Origin of the sequence: Sphingomonas melonis, assembly GCF_013409985.1 — a bacterium.
Lineage (GTDB): Bacteria > Pseudomonadota > Alphaproteobacteria > Sphingomonadales > Sphingomonadaceae > Sphingomonas > Sphingomonas melonis_A.
Genome location: NZ_JACCBY010000011.1, coordinates 1 through 20,448, shown reverse-complemented (window position 1 = coordinate 20,448; position 20,448 = coordinate 1). Strand labels below are relative to the sequence as shown.

Sequence of the window (20,448 nt, the reverse complement as noted above, 5' to 3'; positions counted from 1 at the left end):
CCGGGGGCGCAATCACGTGAATCTGACCAAGGCCCTGGGCTCGGTCGGCGGGCTGACGCTCGCCAGCCGGGTGCTGGGGCTGGTGCGCGACGCGCTGTTCGCGCGCTTCGTCGGCGCGGGGTTCGCCTCCGATGCCTTCCTCATCGCCTTCCGCCTGCCCAATCTGTTCCGCGCGCTGTTCGCGGAAGGGGCGTTCTCGGCGGCGTTCATCCCGATGTTCAACCGCAAGGTGGCCGAAGCCGAGGGTGACGGCCTGCCGACCGGGGTGCGTTTCGCCGAGGATGCGCTGTCGGTGCTGCTGCCGATCCTGATCGGCATGACGGTGCTCATCGAGATCGCGGCATGGCCGGTGACCTGGCTGCTGACCTGGGGCTTCAATGACGCCTCGCACGAACAGTTCGCCTATGTCGTCCATCTCTGCCGCCTCACCTTTCCCTATCTGCTGCTGATCAGCCTCGTCTCGCTGCTCGGCGGCATCCTCAATTCGCTGCATCGCTTCTGGGTGGCGGCGGCGGCGCCGATCCTGCTCAACCTGACGCTGATCGTCGCGCTGCTCGTCTTCCACAGCACCCTGCCGCTGGTCACCGCCCGCAACCAGGCGATTGCGGTGACGGTTTCGGGAGCGTTGCAGCTCGCCTGGCTCTATTTCGCCTGCCGCAAGGCGGGGGTGCATCTGCGCGTCAAGGCGCCGCGGCTGGGGCCGGATGTCAAGGCGCTGCTCGCGCTGATCTGGCCCGCGGCGGCGGGTGCGGGCGCGGTGCAGATCAACCTGGTGGTATCGACCGCGCTCGCCGCCTCGCTGCTCAGCCACGGCTCGGTGACCTATATCTATATGGCCGACCGGCTGAACCAGTTGCCGCTCGGACTGGTCGGCATCGGCCTCGGCACGGTGCTGCTGCCGACGATCTCGCGCCAGCTCGGCAAGGGCGACGAAGCGGCGGCGATGGCGACGCAGAACCGCGGCATGGAGCTGGCGCTGTTCCTGACGCTGCCGGCGACGGTGGCGCTGATCGTCTGCGGCGTGCCGATCGTCGCCGCCCTGTTCCAGCACGGCCATTTCACCGCAACCGCGGCGCATGCCACCGCGCAGGCGCTCGCCGCCTTCTCGATCGGGCTGCCGTCCTACATCCTCGTCAAGGTGCTGACGCCGGGCTATTACGCCCGCGCCGACACGCGGACGCCGGTGCGCTATGCGACGATCTCGATGGTGGTGAACCTCGTGCTCAACCTGCTGCTGATCGTGCCGCTCCAGCATATGGGGCCGCCGCTCGCCACCGCGATCGCGAGCACGGTCAACGTCGCGCTCCTCTACCGGACGTTGCGCCGGCGGGGGCAGTTCGTGCCCGACGCGCAACTGGTCCGGCGGGCGCCCCGGCTGCTGGTCGCCGCGCTGGTGATGGGCGGGGTGATGTTCTTCCTCAACGACCTGTTCGCGCCCTATGTGTCGGGTAGCAACCTTGCGCGCTGGGGGGCGATGGCGGTGCTGGTCGGGACCGGCACCTTGGTCTATGCGCTCGCCGTGTTCGCGACCGGCGCGCTGCGCCCCGCGGACGTTCGTCAGCTCATCCGTTCCAGATAAGGCCCATCATGGCAAAGCGCGTCGTCTCCGGGATCAAGCCTACCGGCAACCTCCACCTCGGCAATTACCTCGGCGCGGTGAAGCAATGGGTCGCGCAGCAGAATGCGATCCAGGCGGAGGGCGGCGAGACGCTCTATTTCATCGCCGATTTGCACGGGCTGACCGAATGGATCGCGCCCGCCGACCTGCGCGCGCATACGATCGAGATGACCGCGACGCTGGTGGCGGCGGGGATCGATCCCGACCGTTCGATCCTGTTCAACCAGGCGCGCGTCCCCGCGCATAGCGAGATGGCGTGGCTGCTCAACAATGTCGCGCGGGTCGGCTGGCTGAACCGCATGACGCAGTTCAAGGACAAGGCGGGCAAGAACCGCGAGGGCGCCAGCGTCGGGCTGTACGACTATCCGGTGCTGATGGCGGCGGACGTCCTGCTCTACAACACGACGCACGTGCCGGTCGGCGAGGACCAGAAGCAGCATCTGGAGCTGGCGCGCGATATCGCGACCAAGTTCAACGGCGATTACGCGACCGACCTGTTCACCCTGCCCGAACCGCTGGTGAGCGCGGCGGCGCCGCGGATCATGTCGCTGCGCGATGCGTCGGCGAAGATGTCCAAGTCGAACCCGTCGGAGCAATCGGTGGTCAAGCTGATCGATTCGGACGAGGTGATCGCCGACAAGTTCCGCAAGGCGAAGACCGATCCCGACGTGCTGCCGGCGAGCATCGAGGAACTGGCGGAGCGGCCGGAGGCGCGCAATCTGCTGACGATCTTCGCAGCGCTGGCCGATCGGACGCCTGCCGACGTGCTGGCGGACTATGCCGGCAAGGGGTTCGGGGCGTTCAAGCCGGACCTCGCCGATCTGGCGGTCGCGACCCTCGGGCCGATCCGCGACGAGATGGTGCGGCTGCTCGACGATCGCAGCGCGATCGACGCGATCCTGGAGAAGGGCGCGGACAAGGCGCGCGCGCTCGCGGTGCCGGTGCTGCGGAAGGCGCAGGAGGCGATGGGGCTGGTGCTCTGACGGGACGCCGCCGATCAGCGCGGCCGGCCGGTTCTCTCGCGCGGCGGCGTTTCGATAGGTCCTAGGCGGGATATACATCCAGGCCGATTCCTCCCCCGCAGGGGAGTGCCGGGTTGGATTTGGCCCCGGCAATCCGAGCACATGCCGAGCACATGCCGGGGGCATGTGCGACCCGGCACTGCGGCATGCCGAAGGCATGGCGGGGAGTACACGCTACCTCAGACATCGTTTACCTCCCCCTCCGTCACGGCTGCGCCGCGCCACCTCCCCCTGGCGGGGAGGAATTGGAGTGGATGTCGATCCCGTCGAGCCGTGATGCAATCGGCTGGCGCGCAGACGTCATCCGGTCGGCAGGTGGCTCGCGCCATTCCATGACGGGACGCGTTTCCGTCTATGATGGAAATATGACAGCTGCCCTGCTTCGCCGTGACATCCGCCGGTTGCCGGCCGGGACACGGGATGCGCGGCTACGCCTCGAGTTCGCGCATCAGCGTGCGGACGGCGGCGTCGATGTCGCGGTCCTGGTCGCGGAGTTCCTCGATCTTGCGGACGGCGTGGATCACGGTCGAATGATCGCGGCCGCCGAACTTGCGGCCGATCTCGGGCAGCGAGCGGGTGGTCAGGCGCTTGGCCAGATACATGGCGATCTGACGCGGGCGGGCGACCGCGCGGCTGCGGCGTGCGGAGATCAGCTCCAGCGGCTTCAGTTCGAAATGCTGGCTGACCAGCTTCTGGATCTCGTCGATCGTCACCCGGCGCTGCGCCCCGCGCAGCACGTCGCCGAGCGTCGCCACCGCGAAGTCGAGGTCGATGCGGTCGCCGGTGAGCTGCGCATAAGCGACGACGCGGTTGAGCGCGCCCTCCAGCTCGCGGATGTTGGCGTGGATGCGCGCCGCGAGCAGGTCGAGCACCTCATTGGGGACCTTCGCCTCGGGCAGGTCTGCAAGTTTCCTGTCCAGTATAGTCCGGCGCAACGTGAGATCGGGCGCCTTGATGTCGGCGACGAGGCCGACCGACATGCGGCTGACGATCCGCGCCTCGACGCCGTCGAGCGCCTGCGGACAGCGGTCGGCGGAGATGACGAGGCGCTTGCCGGCGCTCATGATCTCGTTGACCGTGTGGAAGAACTCCTCCTGCGTCGCGTCCTTGCCGGCGATGAACTGCAGGTCGTCGATCAGCAGCAGGTCGGCGCCGCGCAGGCGCTGCTTGAAGCTGTGCGTGTCGCGCGCGCGCATCGCCGCGACGAAATCGAACATGAAGCGCTCGGCCGACATGCACAGCACGATCGCGTCGGGATGCGCGGCGAGGAAGGCATGGCCGATCGCGTGCATCAGGTGGGTCTTGCCCTGCCCCGTCCCCGAATGGAGGAACAGCGGGCTGAAGCGCGGCACGCCGGGCTCGGCGAGCAGGCGCGCGGCGTTGAAGGCGACGCGGTTGGCGGCATCGACGACGAACCGGTCGAAGGTGAAGCGCGGATCGAGCGGCGGGCGTTCGGCAGCGGGACGCAGCGGCGTCACGACCGCGAGCGGCACCGGGGCCGGTGCGGCAAGCGGAGCGGGTGCCGGCGCGGGCGCGGCGGCGGCCGGCTCGGCGGTCTCGGCGACGAGCTTGATCGCCGCCGGGGCAGCCATGCGCGTCTCGATCGACACGCCGCGTACGCCGGGCATCAGCGCGCGGAATTCAAGCAGCAGGCGGTCGGCATAATGATTGCGGACCCAGTTGGTCATGAACGCCGAGGGCAGGCCGAGGCGGATCGATTCGGGGTCGCCGTCCTCGATCAGCTCCATCGGCTTCAGCCATTGCTCGAAGAGCCGCGCGCCGGCGGATTCGCGCAGGTTGCTGCGGACGCGAGCCCAGGCGCGCTGCGCCTCACTCTGCGTCACTGCCGCTGCCTGTCGATCGTTCAACGCATACCCCTTCGTTGCCGAAAGCGACGACATGTCGCCCGGCGGCCGTATTCAAGACAGACAAATCCCCCTTACGGCCAACGGCCGTTCGGCATGCCCACGCTGTTCAGGTCCCCGCCGGCGATGAACATCGCTGCGGTGGAGTCGAGTTATGAAGCCTGGGCCGAGTCGATCAACCCCCGCCCGGGTCACATTGATGAAATAAACGGGATTGACAGCCCGAAGCCCGCAGAAACGCGTTCGGAAATCTTATAAATGCTTGAAAACACACGATAAAGTGCCGGTTTATGGCCCCCTGCCCCGGTGGCGGGTCGGCACGAATCGCGGTGTTTCCTCGCTTTCCCCATTCGTTCCCTGTGCGCCCGTTTCGGACATCAAAAAACCCGCCGGGACGCGGGTCCCGACGGGTCAAAACTTACTGAAAAGTAAGAGTTACGCGAGCGTGCTGACCGCCTTGGTCAGGCGCGAGAACTTGCGGCTCGCGGTGTTCTTGTGCAGCACGCCCTTGGCGACGCCACGCTGCAGCTCGGGCTGCACCGCTGCCAGCGCCGTGCTCGCCGCAGCCTTGTCGCCCGACGCGAGCGCCGCTTCGACCTTCTTGATGAAGGTACGGATGCGGCCGACGCGGTTACCGTTGATTTCGGCGCGGCGATCGTTGCGACGGATGCGCTTCTTGGCTTGCGGCGTATTCGCCATTCGGTACGTCCTTGCGAGTAAATTGGTCGATGTCAGAAGAGGCGCCGGATCACCCTACGCCCTCTCGAAGGCAGCGCCCTTAGCGAAGGCGGGGGTCCGGGTCAACCGTCGGCAGGTGATTTGCCCATCCGCGCCTCATCCCTTTTTCGTCTTCCCGGCGGAGACCGGGACGACGAGGTTGGGGCAACGCACATCAACTCTTCTGGCATTTCGGGCAGTAGAAGGTCGAGCGGCCGCTATCCACCCGGCGCTTGACGGTGCCGCCGCAATGGCAAGGCTCACCCTCACGGCCATAGACGAGGAACTGCTTCGAGAAATAGCCGAGCTCGCCGTCGGGCCGGGCATAGTCGCGCAACGTCGATCCGCCCGCCTCGATCGCGGCGAGCAGCACCTCACGCACCGCGACCGCGAGCCGTTCGAGTCGCGGCAGCGCGATCTGGCCGGCGGCGCGGGTCGGCGCGATACGCGCGACGTGGAGCGCTTCGCAGACGTAGATGTTGCCGAGACCGGCGACGATCCGCTGGTCGAGCAGCATCGCCTTGATCGGCGCGGCGCGCGCGGCCAGCGCCTCGCCGAGATAGGCGCCGGTGAAGGCCTCGCCCAGCGGCTCTGGCCCCATCGCGGCGAAGGGCGGATAGGCGGCGAGCGCCGCGGTCTCGACCAGGTCGAGGAAGCCGAAGCGGCGGGGATCGTTGAGCGCGAGGCTGCGCCCCTCGCCCGTCTCGATCAGCAGATGGTCGTGGGCAAGGGACTCGGCGGGGTCGACCCGCCAGCGGCCGGACATGCCAAGGTGGAAGATCAGCGTATCGCCGCGATCGGTGTCAATCATGCCATATTTGGCACGGCGGCCGAGCGCGGTGACGGTGGCACCGGTAAGGCGCTGGCGCAGGTCGACCGGGATCGCCTTGCGCAGGTCGGCGCGGCGCGGCTCGACCAATGTGAGGCGCTGACCGGCGAGCACGGGCGTAAGGCCGCGGACGGTGGTTTCGACTTCGGGGAGTTCTGGCACCTCAAACAGCTAGGTTGCGTTTGCCCCCGCCACAAGCGGCGGCTAGGGCAGTGCCATGACCGACACCGCCACCACCGGAACCGTATCCTTCGGCTACGAGGACGTCGCCCCCGAAGAGAAGACCGCCCGCGTCGGCGGCGTCTTTTCCAGCGTCGCCAAGAACTACGACCTGATGAACGACGCTATGTCGGGCGGCATGCACCGTTTGTGGAAGGACCGCTTCGTCCGGCGCGTCCAGCCGCAGGAGGGGCAGCAGATCCTCGACATGGCGGGCGGCACCGGCGACATCGCCTTCCGCCTCGCCGCGTCGGGCGCATCGGTGACGGTGGCCGACATCAACCCGGCGATGCTGGCGGTCGGCATGGAACGCGCCGCCAAGCGCGGCATCGACGGGCTGGTGTGGACCGAGGCCAATGCCGAGACGCTGACCTTCCCGGACCGCTTCTTCGACGCCTATACGATCGCCTTCGGCATCCGCAACGTGACCGACATTCCCAAGGCCCTGCGCGAGGCGCATCGCGTGCTGCGCCGCGGCGGGCGCTTCTTCTGCCTCGAATTCTCGACGACGACCTGGCCGGGGTTCAAGGAAGTCTATGACGGCTATTCGCACAAGATGGTGCCGAAGCTCGGCCAGCTGCTCGCGCAGGATGCCGACAGCTATCGCTATCTGATCGAGTCGATCCGCCGCTTTCCGGACATGCCGACGTTCAAGGGGATGATCGCCGACGCCGGCTTCGTGCGGACCAAGGCGGAGCCGATCCTGGGCGGACTGGTCGCGATCCATTCCGGGTGGAAGATTTGATGGGGCGCACGATCAAGCCCCTCCCCTTCAGGGGAGGGGTTGGGGGTGGGGGATGTCTCACCGAGACGATCGCCCGTGTCCCCCACCCCAACCCCTCCCCTGAAGGGGAGGGGCTTTTCTCATGACCGCCTCGGTCGTCCATGTCTGGCGACTCCTGAAATGGGGTCGCATCCTGGCGCGGCATGGCGCGCTGCGCGGGATCGAGCGCGATCCCAATACGCCCGCACCGGTGCGGCGGCTGGCGCGCGTGGCGCGGCTGGGCGCGCGCGTGCCGAAGGTGCCGCGCTATGCCGATGCCTTCCAGGCGATCGGCCCGGCGGCGATCAAGCTCGGCCAGACGCTCGCCACCCGCCCCGACCTCGTCGGCGAGGAGGCGACGCAGGATCTGCTGCGTTTGCAGGACCAGTTGCCGCCCGTCCCTTATGCGACGATCGCCGCGGCGATGGAGGGCAGCCTCGGCCGGCCGCCGTCCGACCTGTTCCGGCATATCGAGGAGGTGCCGGTCGGCGCCGCGTCGATCGCGCAGGTGCATCGCGCGGTGACCACCGACGGGCGCACCGTCGCGGTCAAGGTGCTGCGGCCGGGCGTCGAGGCGGACTTCACCCGCGCGATCGCCACCTATGAATGGGCGGCGGCGCAGCTCGAGGGGATGAGCGTCGAAGCGCGGCGGCTGCGGCCGCGGCTGACGGTCGAGAATTTCAAGCGCTGGACCGCGCGCGAACTGAACTTCCGGCGCGAGGCGGCGTCCGCCTCGGAACTCGCCGAGTCGATGACCGCCGAGCCCGATTTCGTCGTGCCGGCGATCGACTGGCAGCGTTCGACCGCGCGCGTGCTCACCGTCGAATGGATCGACGGGATCAAACTGTCCGATCGCGCCGCGCTGGTCGCCGCGGGCTATGACCTGCCCCGCCTCGCCAATACCCTGGTCCAGGCCTTCCTGCGGCAGGCGATCGCGGAGGGGTTCTTTCACGCAGACATGCATCAAGGCAATCTGTTCGCGCTGCCGGGCAACCGCATCGCGGCGATCGACTTCGGCATTATGGGGCGGATCGACCGGCGCGCGCGCGTGTGGCTGGCGGAGATCCTCTACGGCCTGATCACCGGCAATTACCGGCGCGTCGCCGAAATCCATTTTGAAGCGGGCTATGTGCCGAGCCATCACAATGTTGCCGAATTCGCGACGGCGCTGCGCGCGGTCGGCGAGCCGATGCGCGGATTGCCGGTCAAGGACATGTCGATCGGGATGATGCTCGACGGACTGTTCTCGATCACCCGCGACTTCGACATGGTGACACAGCCGCATCTGCTGCTGTTGCAGAAGACGATGGTGATGGTCGAGGGGGTCGCGACGCGGCTCGATCCCGACATCAACCTGTGGGAGGCGGCGGCGCCGTTCGTGCGCGAGTGGATCCGCACCGAACTGGGGCCGGAGGCCGCGATCGCCGACCGGCTGATCGCCGACGTCAAGACGATCGCCGGCCTGCCCGAGCTGATCCGACGGATCGAGGCGCGCTATCCCGCGCCGGGTGGCGAACCCCCTGCCCCGCCGCTGCGTGAGATCGAGGTGGTGCGCATCGGCGGCGGCTGGCGCTATGCCGCGGTCGCCGCGATCACGGCGGCGGCAAGCGTCGCGGCGACCTGGCTGGTCGTCCACTGAGGCGATGATGCGGCGCCTTCCCGCCCCGTTGTGGCTGGCGCAGCCGTCGCGGTTCGCCGGGCTGGCGCCGCGCAACGCCGCGGCGGTGCTGGCGGCGCTCGCGCTTCTCCTGATCGCGACGCTGCTCGTCTTCGCGGCACCGACGCCGGCTGCGGTCAGCGGCGATGCGGCACAGCGCGGCGACGATCAGGCCGATGTCGTGCTGTACGAAACGATCGTCGCCAACGTCCGCCACGGCAGCGCCTATTATGCGACCGCGGCGGATGCGATGCGCGCGGGCAATTATCCGCTCAAACCCTTCGTCACCTTCCGCCTGCCGACGCTGGCGATGGTGCAGGCGGCAGTGCCGCATGCGATCGTCGTGCTGCTGCTGTATCTGCTCGGCGCGGCGGTGGCGCTCGCCTGGTACAAGCGGCTGGCGCCCGCCTTCGCCCGCACGCCGCCGCGGATCGTCGCGACGGCGCTGCTCGCCGCCGGGCTGATGGCCTTCGTCCAGCGCGAGCTCCTCGCCTTCCACGAAATTTGGGCGGGGCTGCTGATCGCGCTGTCGCTCGGGCTGCACCGGCCGGGGCAGTGGCTGCCGTCCGTCGCCTTCGGCCTGTCGGCGGCGCTGATCCGCGAGACGGCGGGGCTGTACCTCCTGGTGATGGCGGTGCTGGCGTTCGCGGACGGCGCACGGCGAGAAGGCGCGGCATGGATCGTCGCCGGTGCGATCCTCGCGCTCGTGCTGGCGGCGCATGCGCATGCGGTGTCCGCGGTCGTCGGGCCGCTCGATCCGGTGTCGCCGGGTTGGTCGGGGCGACTCGGCTTCGGTTTCTTCGTGCGGACGATGACGCTGTCGACCGCGCTGATGATCGTGCCGCTGTGGCTCGCCGCCCCGCTGGTCGGACTGGCGCTGTTCGGCTGGGCGGCGTGGCGCGACATGCTGGGCCTGCGCGTGCTGGTCGTGCTCGTCGCCTATGCCGCGGTGCTGAGCGTGTTCGGGCGCGTCGATACTTTCTATTGGGGGCTGCTGGTGGCGCCGTTGCTGCTGATCGGCCTCGCCTTCGTGCCCGATGGCCTGCGCGACCTGATCGCGGCGGTGCGCGACCGGCGGCGGATCACGGTGAAGAGGATCGTACGATGACCCGTATCCTGCTGATCGTCGGCGGCGGCATCGCCGCCTACAAGGCGTGCGAGCTGATCCGGCTGCTACGCCGCCGCGGCTATGCAGTGCGCTGCGTGATGACCGAGGGCGCGAGCCATTTCGTCACGCCGATGACGCTCGCCGCGCTCAGCGAGGACCAGGTGTATACGAGCCTGTGGGACCTCAAGGACGAGGCGGAGATGGGGCATATCCAGCTCAGCCGCCAGGCGGACCTGATCGTCATCGCGCCCGCGACCGCCGACCTGCTGGCGCGGATGGCGGGGGGCATGGCCGACGACCTGGCGACGACGCTGCTGCTCGCCACCGACACGCCGGTGCTCGCCGCGCCGGCGATGAACGTGCGGATGTGGCAGCATGCGGCGACCGTCCGCAACGTCGCGCAGCTCCGCGCCGACGGCATCACCATCCTGGCGCCCGACGAGGGCGCGATGGCATGCGGCGAGTTCGGCCCCGGCCGGCTGCCCGAGCCGGAGGCGATCGCCGCCGCGGTCGATCATATGCTGACGCCGCGCGAACGCCCGCTGGCGGGACGGCACGTGCTGGTCACTGCCGGACCGACGCACGAACCGATCGACCCCGTCCGCTATATCGCCAACCGCTCGTCGGGGCGGCAGGGTTTCGCGATCGCGGAGGCGCTCGCCGCGCTCGGCGCGGAGGTGACGCTGGTCGCCGGGCCGGTGGCGCTGGCGACGCCGGTGGGGGTGCAACGGCTCGACGTGGTCACCGCCGCCGAGATGGCGGCCACCGTCCAGCGGGCGCTGCCCGTCGATGCCGCGGTGATGGTCGCCGCGGTCGCCGACTGGCGGGTCGCCGCCGCGCCGCAGAAGGTGAAGAAGGGCGAGACGCCGCCGGCGCTGGTGCTCGCCGAGAACGAGGATATCCTCGCCACGCTCGCGCACGGGCCGCGGCGGCCGCGGCTGGTGGTCGGCTTTGCCGCCGAAACCGAGCGGGTGGTCGAACATGCCGTCGCCAAGCGGCTGCGCAAGAACGCCGACTGGATCGTCGCCAACGACGTGTCGGGCGACGTGTTCGGCGGCGAGGCCAACACCGTGCATCTCGCCACCGCCGACGGCGTCGAACATTGGGAACGGCTGCCCAAGGAGGAGGTCGCGCGGCGGCTGGCGCAGCGGATCGCCATCGAACTGGCCGGTTCTTGATCTGTTCGCGCAAGCCCGCTAGCCCTGCGCCATGAGCCACACGATCGCCATCCAACTCCGCCGCCTGCCGCATGGCGAGGGCCTGCCGCCGCCCGCCTATGCGACCGCCGGCGCGGCGGGCATGGACGTCGTGGCGGCCGAGGCGCTGACGCTGGCACCGGGCGCGCGCGCCGCGGTGGCGACCGGCTTCGCGATCGCGATCCCCGACGGCTATGAGGTGCAGGTGCGTCCGCGCTCGGGGCTGGCGCTCAAGCATGGCGTCACCTGCCTCAACACGCCCGGCACGATCGACTCGGACTATCGCGGCGAGGTGAAGGTGATCCTCGTCAACCTCGGCGATGCGCCCTTCCCGATCGCGCGCGGCGACCGGATCGCTCAACTCGTCCCCGCCCCGGTTCAGCGCGCGACGCTGGCTATCGTCGAGACGCTCGACGATACCGACCGTGGAAGCGGAGGGTTCGGATCGACCGGCCGATGATCACAGCAATCCTACTGGCAGCCCAGCTTGCCGGCGCGTCGCCCATGCCGATGCCGCCGCAGGACTGGAGCATGCTGCGTCCATTGCCCTACAGCCGCGATCCCGATGATGGTGCCAATCTGTCGAGCTTCGTCCGCGCCGAGGTGAAGGCTGGGCGGTGCAATGCCGCGACCCAGTCACCGCAGGGCTATGTGCTCAAGGTCGATCTTGCGGTGCTGGTCGGCCCCGGCGGCCAGCCCAAGCGGGTGGTGCCGCGCGCCATCGCCTGCCCTTCGGTCGAGCAATATGCCGCCGGCCTCGTCTCCAGCATGGCGCGCGGCAATATCGCATCCGGCGCGATCGACAGCGACACCTGGTATCGGACCAGCCTCACCTTCTCCTGGCCGGCGTGACGCTCTCCGACGAGGAACTGACCCGCTACGCGAGGCACATCGTGCTGAAGGAGGTCGGCGGCGACGGCCAGCAGCGCTTCGCCGCCGCGCATGTCGTGGTGATCGGCGCAGGCGGAATCGGATCGCCGGCGATTCCCTACCTCGCTGCCGCCGGCATCGGGCGGCTGACGATCGTCGACGACGATCACGTCGATCTGTCCAACCTGCAACGCCAGACGATCTACACGACCGCCGACATCGGCGCCGGCAAGGCGGTGACCGCGGCCGCGGCGGCGCAGCGGCTCAACCCGCACGTCGTCGCCGAGGCCCGGGCGATGCGGGTCGATGCCGACAACGTCGCCGCGCTGCTCGCGGGCGCGGACGTGGTGCTCGACGGCTGCGACAATTTCGCGACGCGGCTCGTCGTCGCCGATGCGGCCTATGCCGCACGGGTGCCGCTCGTGTCGGCGGCGATCGGGCAATTCGACGGGCAATTGAGCGTGTTCCGCGGCTGGGAGGCGGACAAGCCCTGCTATCGCTGCTTCGTCGGCAACGATCCCGATCGGCCGGGCGTCAGTTGCGCGGAGGATGGCGTGCTCGGGCCGATGGCCGGGGCGATCGGCAGCCTCGCCGCGCTCGAAGTGCTGCGCGCGATCCACCCCTTCGGCGACGACAGCGCCGGCAAGCTGCTGCTCGCCGATACGCTGGGCCTACGCTTCCGCACGCTGACGCTGCCCAAGGACCCGGGCTGCCCGACCTGCGGCTTAGCCCGAAATTAAGCGACGGCGGCTAGTTAGCCGGCATGACCAGCGCCCGCCGCCCCATCGTCCTGACCATCTTCGGCACCCGTCCCGAGGCGATCAAGCTGTTCCCCGTCGTCCGCGCGTTGCAGGCGGCGGGCGGCATGGAAACGGTGACCTGCGTCACCGCGCAGCATCGCGGGCTGCTCGATCAGGTGCTCGCCATCGCCGGGCTGACGCCCGACATCGACCTCGACCTGATGGAACCGGGCCAGTCGCTCGACCGGTTGACCGCGCGGCTGCTGATCGGGCTGGGCGAGGTGATGGACCGGGTGCGGCCGGATCGCGTCATCGTCCAGGGCGACACCGCGACCGCGATGGTCGGCGCGCTCGCCGCTTATTATCGCAAGATCCCTGTCGCGCACGTCGAGGCGGGGCTGCGCTCGGGCGACATCTACCAGCCCTGGCCCGAAGAGGTGAACCGGCGGATCGTCGCGCCGATCGCAGCCCTCCATTTCGCACCGACGGATACCGCCGCTGCGGCGCTGGCACGCGAGAACGTGACCGCGGGCGTCCATGTCACCGGCAATACGGTGATCGACGCGCTGCACTGGACGCGCGGACGGATCGCCGCGACACCGACGCTCGCCGCCGACCTTGATCCGCTGGCGGCGCGGTTCGCCGGGCGGCGGATCGTCCTCGTCACCACCCATCGCCGCGAGAATTTCGGCGACGGCATGGCGGCGATCGCGCGGGCGATCGCACGAATCGCGGCGCGCGACGATGTCGCGGTGATCTTTCCCATGCATCCAAACCCCAATGTCGGCGCGGTGATGGATCAGTGGCTCGGCACACCCGACAATGTCGCGCGGATCGCGCCGCTGGATTATCCGCATTTCATCCGGGCGCTCGAACTGTGCGACCTCGCGCTGACCGACTCGGGCGGGGTGCAGGAAGAGGCGCCGGCGCTCGGCAAGCCGGTGCTGGTGATGCGCGACACCACCGAGCGTCCGGAGGGGGTCGCCGCCGGGACTGCGCGGTTGATCGGCACCGACGAAGCGCGCATCGTTTCCGAAGTCTTCACGCTTCTCGATGACAAAGCTGCCTATTCCGCCATGGCGCGCGCCCACAATCCGTTCGGCGACGGCCAGGCCAGCACCCGGATCGCAAGGATCATCGCCGATGATGTCGGACTCTGAACTCAAGGTCGTCGTCCTCGGCCTCGGCTATATCGGCCTGCCGACCGCAGCGGTGATCGCACGGACGGGGGCGAAGGTTCTCGGCGTCGACGTCACCGCTTCGGTGGTCGAGACGGTCAATTCGGGGCGCGTGCATATCGAGGAGGTCGATCTCGACGGCCTCGTTTCGGGCGTGGTCGCGCGCGGCTCGCTGCGCGCGGCGACACAGATCGAGGCGGCGGACGTTTTCGTCATCGCTGTGCCCACCCCGTTCGGCGACGATCACGCCCCCGACATCGCCTATGTGCTGCAGGCGGCGACCACGATCGCAACGGTGCTCAAGGCGGGCGACACGATCATCCTCGAATCGACCTCGCCGGTCGGCACCACCGAGCGGGTGCGCGACCTGCTCGCCGAGCTGCGCCCCGACCTGCGCGTTCCCGGCCGGGCGGGCGAGGCGACCGACATCGCCATCGCCTATTGCCCGGAACGCGTGCTGCCCGGCCGCATCCTCGTTGAGCTGATCGACAACGACCGCGTCATCGGCGGCATCACGCCGCGCTGCGCGCGCAAGGCGTTGACCTTCTACCGCCGCTTCGTCCGCGGCGCCTGCGTCACCACCACCGCGCGTGCGGCGGAAATGACCAAGCTGACCGAGAATGCGTTCCGCGACGTCAATATCGCCTTCGCCAACGAGCTCAGCCTGATCGCCGACACGATGGGCGTCGACGTATGGGAGGTGATCCGCCTCGCCAACCGCCATCCGCGCGTCAACATCCTGCAACCCGGCCCCGGCGTCGGCGGCCATTGCATCGCGGTCGACCCCTGGTTCCTGGTCCATGCCGATCCCGCCAACACGCCGCTGATCCGTACCGCACGGCTGGTCAACGACGGCAAGACCGATCACGTCGTCGCGCAGGCCGCGGCGCTGATCGAGGCGCGTCCGGGCGCGCCGGTCGCCTGCCTGGGCCTGGCGTTCAAGGCGAACATCGACGACTTCCGCGAAAGCCCGGCGCTCAAGGTGGCGCAGGCGCTCGCCCGTCGGTTCGGCGAGCGGGTGCGCATCGTCGAGCCCTATGCCAGCACGCTGCCCGACGCCTTCGATGGCACCGGCGCGACGCTGATCGACATCGACCGCGCGATCGAACGCTGCCCGATCATGATCGTGCTGGTCGACCATGACGTGTTCCGCTCGGTCCCGATCGAGGAACGCCGCGACAAGGCGGTGCTCGACACGCGGGGCATCTGGCCGGATCAACCACCGGTCGCGTCACTGGGGCAGGATGTGCTAAGGCTGGTCGGCTAACCGCTTTCACGCGGGGTTCAGGCTGTTGCAGCCAGACTCGCGTGGTTATACCTGCCATTCGGCACGATCGACAGGATTCCATGCTCAAAAAGCTGCTCAAGGTAGGCCGTTCCACGGCAACGCCGCCGACCGCCATTCCAGAGGGCGAGCGCGTCTATGCGGTCGGCGACGTGCATGGCTGCGCCGATCTCGTCGACCAACTGCTCGCCATGATCGAGGCGGACGACCATGCCCGCGGGCCGGCGCGCACCACGATCATCTTCCTCGGCGATCTGGTCGATCGCGGCCCGGCCTCGGCAGCGGTGATCGAGCGGCTGCGCGTCCTTGCCGACGAACGGCCCGAGACCCGCTTCCTGCTCGGCAACCACGAGGAGGTTTTTCTCGAAGCGCTCAAGGGCGAGCCCAAGGCGTTGCGCATGTTCTGCCGGATCGGTGGGCGCGAGACGATCATGAGCTATGGCGTCGATGCCGCCGAATACGACCGGATGGACTACGAGGAACTGCATGCGGCGATGCGGGCACACGTCCCGGCGGCGCATCAGGCGTTCCTCGAGCGATTCGAGGATATGGTGACGATCGGCGACTATGCGTTCGTCCATGCCGGCGTGCGGCCGGGCACCGAACTGGCCGCGCAGCGCGGCGCCGACCTGCGCTGGATCCGCAATCCCTTCCTCGACCATGACCGCCCGCTCGAGAAGATGGTCGTCCACGGCCATACGATCAGCGACGGCCTCGACGAGCAGGTCCATCGAATCGGAGTGGATACCGGAGCTTACGAGACGGGTGTGCTGACCGCACTCGGTCTGGAAGGCACGATACGCTGGACGGTGCAGGCGCGCCGCGACGGCTGACCTGCCGACGCGACATGTTGCATCGCCGCAACGCTATCGGACTTTCCGATTTCGTCGGGTTAAATTGTTGTCCCGTTTATATACTTCTGCCATGCGTGCGGGTGACGAGCACAAGAGGGAGTTTTATCATGCGTTTCGGTAAGTATGTCATGGCCGCTGCGGCCGCCACCATGGCCGTTGCTCCGGCGGTTGCCGCTCCGGCGAACCCCGCTGCCAGCCTGTCGGTGTCGAAGTCGGTGCGCACCGGTTCGACCTCGGCGAAGAAGAACGAGCTCGCCGGCGGCGGGATCATCATCGCGGTGCTCGCGGCTGCCGCCGTTGTCGCCGGTATCGTCGTCGTCGCCGACAGCGACGACAACTCGGACAGCAACTAAGCTGACCGTTAGCCTCGGCTAAGGAATAGCGGCCTTCGGGCCGCTATTTTTTTGCCCGGCGCAGATCGATCGCGGACATGAAAAAGCCGGCGCTGGATGGTCCAGCGCCGGCTCGTATTCGTCGGATCGGAGCGATCAGCGACCGCCGGGGGCGCCCGGCATCGGCGGCATCGCACCGCGCGGCATGCCCCCGGGGAGGCCCCCACCCTGGGCTTGCGCCTGCGCCTGCATCTGGCGGACCACCGATTCAGGCAGGAAGTCGATCAGCTCGATGTCGAAGACGAGGACCGAATTGGCGGGAATCGGCCCCTTCGCCTCGGCACCATAAGCAAGCGACGGCTTGATCCAGACGCGGTACCTGGCGCCCTTCGGCATCAGCTTGAGCGCTTCCGAGAAGCCGGGGACGACGCCGGTGACCGGCATCGGCACCGGCTGCGGCGACTTGTCGAAGGTGGTGCCGTTGAGCAGCTTGCCTTCGTAATTGATGAGCGCGACGTCGCTGTTGGTCGGCTTCGGAGCGCCGGGGGCGCCGGGCTGCAACACCTTGTACTGCAGCCCCGAGGGCGTCGTCATCACGCCGGCGGCGCGGGCGTTGCGGGTGAGGAAGTCGTCGCCCTGCCGCGCCAGCAGGAAGGCCGCGATACAGGCGAGGACGACGCCCACCCAGAGATAGACGATATAGCTCCGCTTGACGGGGCGCAGCGGAACGGCGGTGACGGTCGACATCTGGGGCACCTAAGGTTGTGGTGCCGGGCCGGCCGTCACCGGTTAACGTCTCTAACTTCGCGCAAAGATCCGCCCGGAGGACAGTATCTTTGCAGCGATCAGAATGGCTTAGCGCGCACCATCACGCTCGGCGCGCTTGCGCTCGAGCTTGCGGGAGCGACGGACCGCGGCGGCACGCTCGCGCGCGCGCTTCTCCGACGGCTTTTCGAAGTGACGACGCAGCTTCATCTCCCGGTACACGCCCTCGCGCTGCAGCTTCTTCTTAAGCGCGCGAAGGGCCTGGTCGACATTATTGTCGCGGACGACGATCTGCATGGAACTGAAACACTCCGGTCAATAGCGAATGCGGCCGCAGACAAGGGTCCGCGCCGTGTGAGCGCCGCCCCTAGCAGCGCAAGCCCTCCGGCGCAACCCGCGCACGGCCAGCGCGCCCCCGCGCGGCCGGCGGGTGCGTGATTCCGGTCACTCTTTCGGCTTGCGGCGCGCATTGTGCAAGCTAATGGTAGCGATAACGAGCTGGGAGAGATGGACGACGGCGGACGCCGCGGCACGGCAAGCGCATCGCGGATGCCTTGCACATGCCGGGCCGGTCGTCGTGCCGTCGGAGCCAGCGCCACCGCCGCGCCTGCCGACCGAGCATCGATCGACGGGCGCGTCCGATCCGGAGAAGAGCCTGATGCCGATACCCTTCGACCCCGCCGACGCGCTCGGCAGCGACTGGCGCGAGGCGCGCTGGCTCGGCCGCATCGATCTGGGCGCGGGGCCGAGCCCGGTGCTCGTCGTCGGCGGCATCGCCTATGACATGGCGCGCGTCGCCCCCACCGTCGCCGAGCTGGTCGCCGGCGGCACCTGCGATCACAGCCAGGGCGAAGAGATCGGCGCGCTCGACCAAATCGGCCTGTCGGTCGACGGCCTGCCGCGGCTGCTGAGCCCGATCGACCTGCAATGCGTCAAGGCGGCGGGCGTCACCTTCGCCGTGTCGGCGATGGAGCGCGTCATCGAGGAGCGCGCGCGCGGCGATGCCGGCGCCGCAGCGGACGTACGCGCGCGGCTGGAAGGCCGGATCGGCGGCAGCATGCGCGCGGTGGTGCCGGGCTCGCCCGAGGCGGCGGCGCTCAAGCAGGCGCTGATCGACGAGGGCCTGTGGTCGCAATATCTCGAAGTCGCGATCGGCCCCGATGCCGAGATTTTCACCAAGGCGCCGGTGCTGGCGACAGTGGGCTGGGGCGCCGATGTCGGCATCCGATCGGACTCGACCTGGAACAACCCCGAGCCCGAGGTGGTGCTGCTCGCCGGCCCCGATGGCCGCGCGGTCGGTGCGACGCTCGGCAATGACGTCAACCTGCGCGATTTTGAGGGCCGCTCGGCGCTGCTGCTCGGCAAGGCGAAGGACAATAATGCCTCCTGCTCGCTGGGCGCGTTCGTGCGGCTGTTCGACGCCGACTTCACGATGGACGACGTGCGTCAGGCGGAGATCACGCTGCGCATCGAGGGCACCGACGGCTATACGCTCGACGGCGCCAGCTCGATGAACCAGATCAGCCGCGATCCCGAGGAGTTGCTGCGCCAGGCGCTGAGCGAGCATCACTATCCCGACGGTCTCGTGCTGTTCCTCGGCACGCTGTTCGCGCCGACGCAGGACCGCGACGTGCCCGGCCAGGGCTTTACCCACAAGGTCGGCGACACGGTTGCGATCGCCACGCCGCGGCTGGGGCGGCTGGTCAACACCGTCAGCACCTCCAAGGCGGCGCCGGCGTGGCGCTTCGGCCTGACCGCGCTGATCCGCAACCTCGCCGGCCGCGGCCTGCTCGCATGACCCTCACGACGGAGACGACAGTGGATACGAACGACCAGCGCGCCCGCTATCCCTCGCTGCGCGGCAAGCGGGTGATCATCAGCGGCGGCGGTTCGGGGATCGGCGCAGGGCTGGTCGAGGCGTTCGCGCGCCAAGGCGCCAGGGTCGCCTTCGTCGACGTCGCCGAGGCGGACAGCCACGCGCTGGTCGAGCGGCTGGGCGATGCCGAGCACCGGCCGGTGTTCCGCCGCCTCGACCTCACCGATCTGGACGCGCTCGCCACGGTGTTCGCCGCGTTGCAGGCGGAGCTGGGCGGGGTCGACGTGCTGGTCAACAATGCCGCCAACGACGATCGCCACACGATCGCGGAGGTGACGCCGGCCTATTGGGACGAGCGGATGAACGTCAACCTGCGCCACCAGTTCTTCGCGGCGCAGGCGGTGATCCCGGCGATGAAGGCGGCGGGCGGCGGCGCGATCATCAACTTCGGATCGATCAGCTGGCATCTGGGGCTGGAGGACCTGATCCTCTACCAGACCGCCAAGGCGGCGATCGAGGGGATGACCCGCAGCATGGCGCGCGACCTCGGCCGCGACAACATCCGCGTCAACACGGTGGTGCCCGGCAACGTCAAGACGCCGCGCCAGGAGAAATGGTACACGCCCGAGGGCGAAGCCGAGATCGTCGCGGCGCAATGCCTCGACGGCCGGATCGAGCCGGTCGACATCGCGGCGCTGGTGCTGTTCCTCGCGTCGGACGATGCGAAGATGTGCACGGCGCACAATTACTGGATGGATGCCGGCTGGCGGTGACCGGGGCGCGGCGTGATGTGGGCTTGTGACTCTAGCGGCTGGATTGGGCGCGGCGCATCAAGGCGCGGGGACCGGTTAATTGCTGTACGGCAAGGGGCACGGCGAGGCCGTGACGGAGGGGGTACGGTAAGCTTGCCCCCTCTCCTGCGCTGACGTCGCTCGGACTTGTTCTCGAGGCACCCGCTGCAGGCACTCGCTTTCTAGTCGCCGGGCAATTTCCCGTCGTCTGTCGCAGATGTTCGCTGAGGATGGCGGGCGGGAGACTGTTAGCCGCCTAGCAGCGTGATGCCAGCTCGGTTCGGTTTCCCAGCCCGCGTCGGTACATAGCTGAACAGTTGCACGAGGCTGTGACACCAGACCTCTCACCACAGGGGCAGGCACCACAACATTGCACCCGCACGTCATCAAAATCGATATCGCAAAGCACCATCTCGACATCCGGTCTGCCGCTGCCCACGGGTAAGCGCGCCGAGCGAAGCGCATCGTCGCGCGATCGTCGAGATGAACCGCAGCTCGCCGCGGCATGCGCTACGCTATTACTTCGACCTTCCCAGTCCAGACATTCGGCCGCTGGAATGCGGCGCCAGAAGCGCGGCCCCGGTGATTGATGGTGCATTATCTGCAAGCAAGCGGAGGGATGCATTACGGGCTAGGTTCTACATGAGAGCGCCACGAGGACAGGGTGACGTGCTCCCCATTTTCAGGCCGCTGATAAGTTAGCTTCGGTGTCTTCAAGCCCCTGGCGAGGGCGGTTGGTGAACTCGGCGGGTGCCATGCCGCCGAGGCTGCTGTGCGGACGCACGGTGTTGTAGTCCGTCCGCCATGCCTCGATGATCCGCCT

General features: G+C 68.5%; 21 protein-coding genes and 1 pseudogene. 15 read left to right on the top strand and 7 right to left on the bottom strand.

Going from position 1 to position 20,448, the window contains the following annotated elements:
* Positions 1–16: 16 nt before the first annotated feature.
* Positions 17–1,579 carry a murein biosynthesis integral membrane protein MurJ gene (murJ, locus tag HD841_RS20040; protein ID WP_179510675.1) on the top strand — a complete coding sequence of 521 codons (1,563 nt, stop codon included), beginning with the start codon at positions 17–19 and terminating at the stop codon, positions 1,577–1,579.
* An 8-nt stretch (positions 1,580–1,587) separates the two neighbouring features.
* Complete coding sequence (gene trpS, locus HD841_RS20035) at positions 1,588–2,601, top strand: tryptophan--tRNA ligase (RefSeq protein WP_179510674.1); 1,014 nt, start codon at positions 1,588–1,590, stop codon at positions 2,599–2,601.
* A gap of 467 nt (positions 2,602–3,068) precedes the next feature.
* Here trpS and dnaA read toward each other — a convergent pair whose 3' ends face one another.
* From dnaA to mutM, 3 genes are all read right to left on the bottom strand, one after another.
* Positions 3,069–4,508 carry a chromosomal replication initiator protein DnaA gene (gene dnaA / locus HD841_RS20030; protein ID WP_179510673.1) on the bottom strand — a complete coding sequence of 480 codons (1,440 nt, stop codon included), beginning with the start codon at positions 4,506–4,508 and terminating at the stop codon, positions 3,069–3,071.
* Positions 4,509–4,940: 432 nt separating this feature from the next.
* The gene (rpsT, locus tag HD841_RS20025) at positions 4,941–5,204 is read right to left on the bottom strand and encodes a 30S ribosomal protein S20 (protein ID WP_179510672.1); all 264 of its coding nucleotides are present in this window, start codon (positions 5,202–5,204) and stop codon (positions 4,941–4,943) included.
* A gap of 193 nt (positions 5,205–5,397) precedes the next feature.
* On the bottom strand, positions 5,398–6,213 hold the full coding sequence (gene mutM / locus HD841_RS20020) for a bifunctional DNA-formamidopyrimidine glycosylase/DNA-(apurinic or apyrimidinic site) lyase (protein ID WP_179510671.1): 816 nt from the start codon (positions 6,211–6,213) through the stop codon (positions 5,398–5,400).
* 55 nt (positions 6,214–6,268) lie between these two features.
* Between mutM and HD841_RS20015 the strand changes: the two genes are divergently transcribed.
* The 11 genes from HD841_RS20015 (at position 6,269) to HD841_RS19965 (ending at position 16,274) form a co-directional block, all read left to right on the top strand.
* Positions 6,269–7,015 carry a class I SAM-dependent methyltransferase gene (locus HD841_RS20015; protein WP_179510670.1) on the top strand — a complete coding sequence of 249 codons (747 nt, stop codon included), beginning with the start codon at positions 6,269–6,271 and terminating at the stop codon, positions 7,013–7,015.
* A gap of 121 nt (positions 7,016–7,136) precedes the next feature.
* Positions 7,137–8,672 carry a 2-polyprenylphenol 6-hydroxylase gene (gene ubiB / locus HD841_RS20010; RefSeq protein WP_179510669.1) on the top strand — a complete coding sequence of 512 codons (1,536 nt, stop codon included), beginning with the start codon at positions 7,137–7,139 and terminating at the stop codon, positions 8,670–8,672.
* A 7-nt stretch (positions 8,673–8,679) separates the two neighbouring features.
* A complete protein-coding gene (locus tag HD841_RS20005; RefSeq protein ID WP_257015849.1) occupies positions 8,680–9,798 on the top strand; it encodes a hypothetical protein in 1,119 nt (372 codons plus the stop codon).
* Positions 9,795–10,976, top strand: a complete 1,182-nt coding sequence (gene coaBC / locus HD841_RS20000) for a bifunctional phosphopantothenoylcysteine decarboxylase/phosphopantothenate--cysteine ligase CoaBC (RefSeq protein ID WP_179510667.1) — start codon at positions 9,795–9,797, stop codon at positions 10,974–10,976. The genes HD841_RS20005 and coaBC overlap by 4 nt, the downstream gene beginning before the upstream one ends.
* A gap of 31 nt (positions 10,977–11,007) precedes the next feature.
* Positions 11,008–11,454: a dUTP diphosphatase gene (dut, locus tag HD841_RS19995; protein ID WP_179510666.1), complete on the top strand. Its 447-nt coding sequence runs from the start codon at positions 11,008–11,010 to the stop codon at positions 11,452–11,454.
* Entirely contained in the window at positions 11,451–11,846 is a 396-nt protein-coding gene (locus HD841_RS19990) for a hypothetical protein (RefSeq protein WP_179510665.1), read from the top strand. The genes dut and HD841_RS19990 overlap by 4 nt, the downstream gene beginning before the upstream one ends.
* Positions 11,843–12,604, top strand: coding sequence for a HesA/MoeB/ThiF family protein (locus HD841_RS19985; protein ID WP_179510664.1), 762 nt, complete (start codon positions 11,843–11,845; stop codon positions 12,602–12,604). The genes HD841_RS19990 and HD841_RS19985 overlap by 4 nt, the downstream gene beginning before the upstream one ends.
* A 23-nt stretch (positions 12,605–12,627) precedes the next feature.
* Entirely contained in the window at positions 12,628–13,764 is a 1,137-nt protein-coding gene (gene wecB / locus HD841_RS19980; RefSeq protein ID WP_179510663.1) for a non-hydrolyzing UDP-N-acetylglucosamine 2-epimerase, read from the top strand.
* The gene (gene wecC, locus HD841_RS19975) at positions 13,748–15,049 is read left to right on the top strand and encodes a UDP-N-acetyl-D-mannosamine dehydrogenase (RefSeq protein ID WP_179510662.1); all 1,302 of its coding nucleotides are present in this window, start codon (positions 13,748–13,750) and stop codon (positions 15,047–15,049) included. The genes wecB and wecC overlap by 17 nt, the downstream gene beginning before the upstream one ends.
* A gap of 80 nt (positions 15,050–15,129) precedes the next feature.
* Positions 15,130–15,900: a metallophosphoesterase gene (locus HD841_RS19970; RefSeq protein ID WP_179510661.1), complete on the top strand. Its 771-nt coding sequence runs from the start codon at positions 15,130–15,132 to the stop codon at positions 15,898–15,900.
* 128 nt (positions 15,901–16,028) lie between these two features.
* Positions 16,029–16,274, top strand: coding sequence for a hypothetical protein (locus HD841_RS19965; RefSeq protein ID WP_257015844.1), 246 nt, complete (start codon positions 16,029–16,031; stop codon positions 16,272–16,274).
* A 135-nt stretch (positions 16,275–16,409) separates the two neighbouring features.
* Here HD841_RS19965 and HD841_RS19960 read toward each other — a convergent pair whose 3' ends face one another.
* Complete coding sequence (locus HD841_RS19960) at positions 16,410–17,000, bottom strand: FKBP-type peptidyl-prolyl cis-trans isomerase (protein ID WP_179510660.1); 591 nt, start codon at positions 16,998–17,000, stop codon at positions 16,410–16,412.
* Between the two features lie 108 nt (positions 17,001–17,108).
* Positions 17,109–17,315 (bottom strand): 30S ribosomal protein S21, encoded by a 207-nt coding sequence (gene rpsU, locus HD841_RS19955; protein ID WP_179510659.1) that lies wholly within the window; start codon positions 17,313–17,315, stop codon positions 17,109–17,111.
* Between the two features lie 361 nt (positions 17,316–17,676).
* Here rpsU and HD841_RS19950 point away from each other — a divergent pair, with 361 nt between their 5' ends.
* Entirely contained in the window at positions 17,677–18,816 is a 1,140-nt protein-coding gene (locus HD841_RS19950) for a fumarylacetoacetate hydrolase family protein (protein ID WP_179510658.1), read from the top strand.
* Entirely contained in the window at positions 18,813–19,607 is a 795-nt protein-coding gene (locus HD841_RS19945) for an SDR family NAD(P)-dependent oxidoreductase (protein ID WP_179510657.1), read from the top strand. Before HD841_RS19950 ends, HD841_RS19945 begins: the two co-directional genes overlap by 4 nt.
* A gap of 437 nt (positions 19,608–20,044) precedes the next feature.
* Here the strand turns inward: HD841_RS19945 and HD841_RS19940 are convergent.
* Both HD841_RS19940 and HD841_RS21040 read right to left on the bottom strand, forming a co-directional pair.
* Positions 20,045–20,131 (bottom strand): annotated as a pseudogene (locus HD841_RS19940) (strawberry notch C-terminal domain-containing protein); the annotation flags it as partial.
* Positions 20,132–20,307: 176 nt separating this feature from the next.
* Positions 20,308–20,448 (bottom strand): integrase core domain-containing protein (locus tag HD841_RS21040; RefSeq protein ID WP_179510656.1); only part of this gene is annotated, 141 nt, incomplete at its 5' end.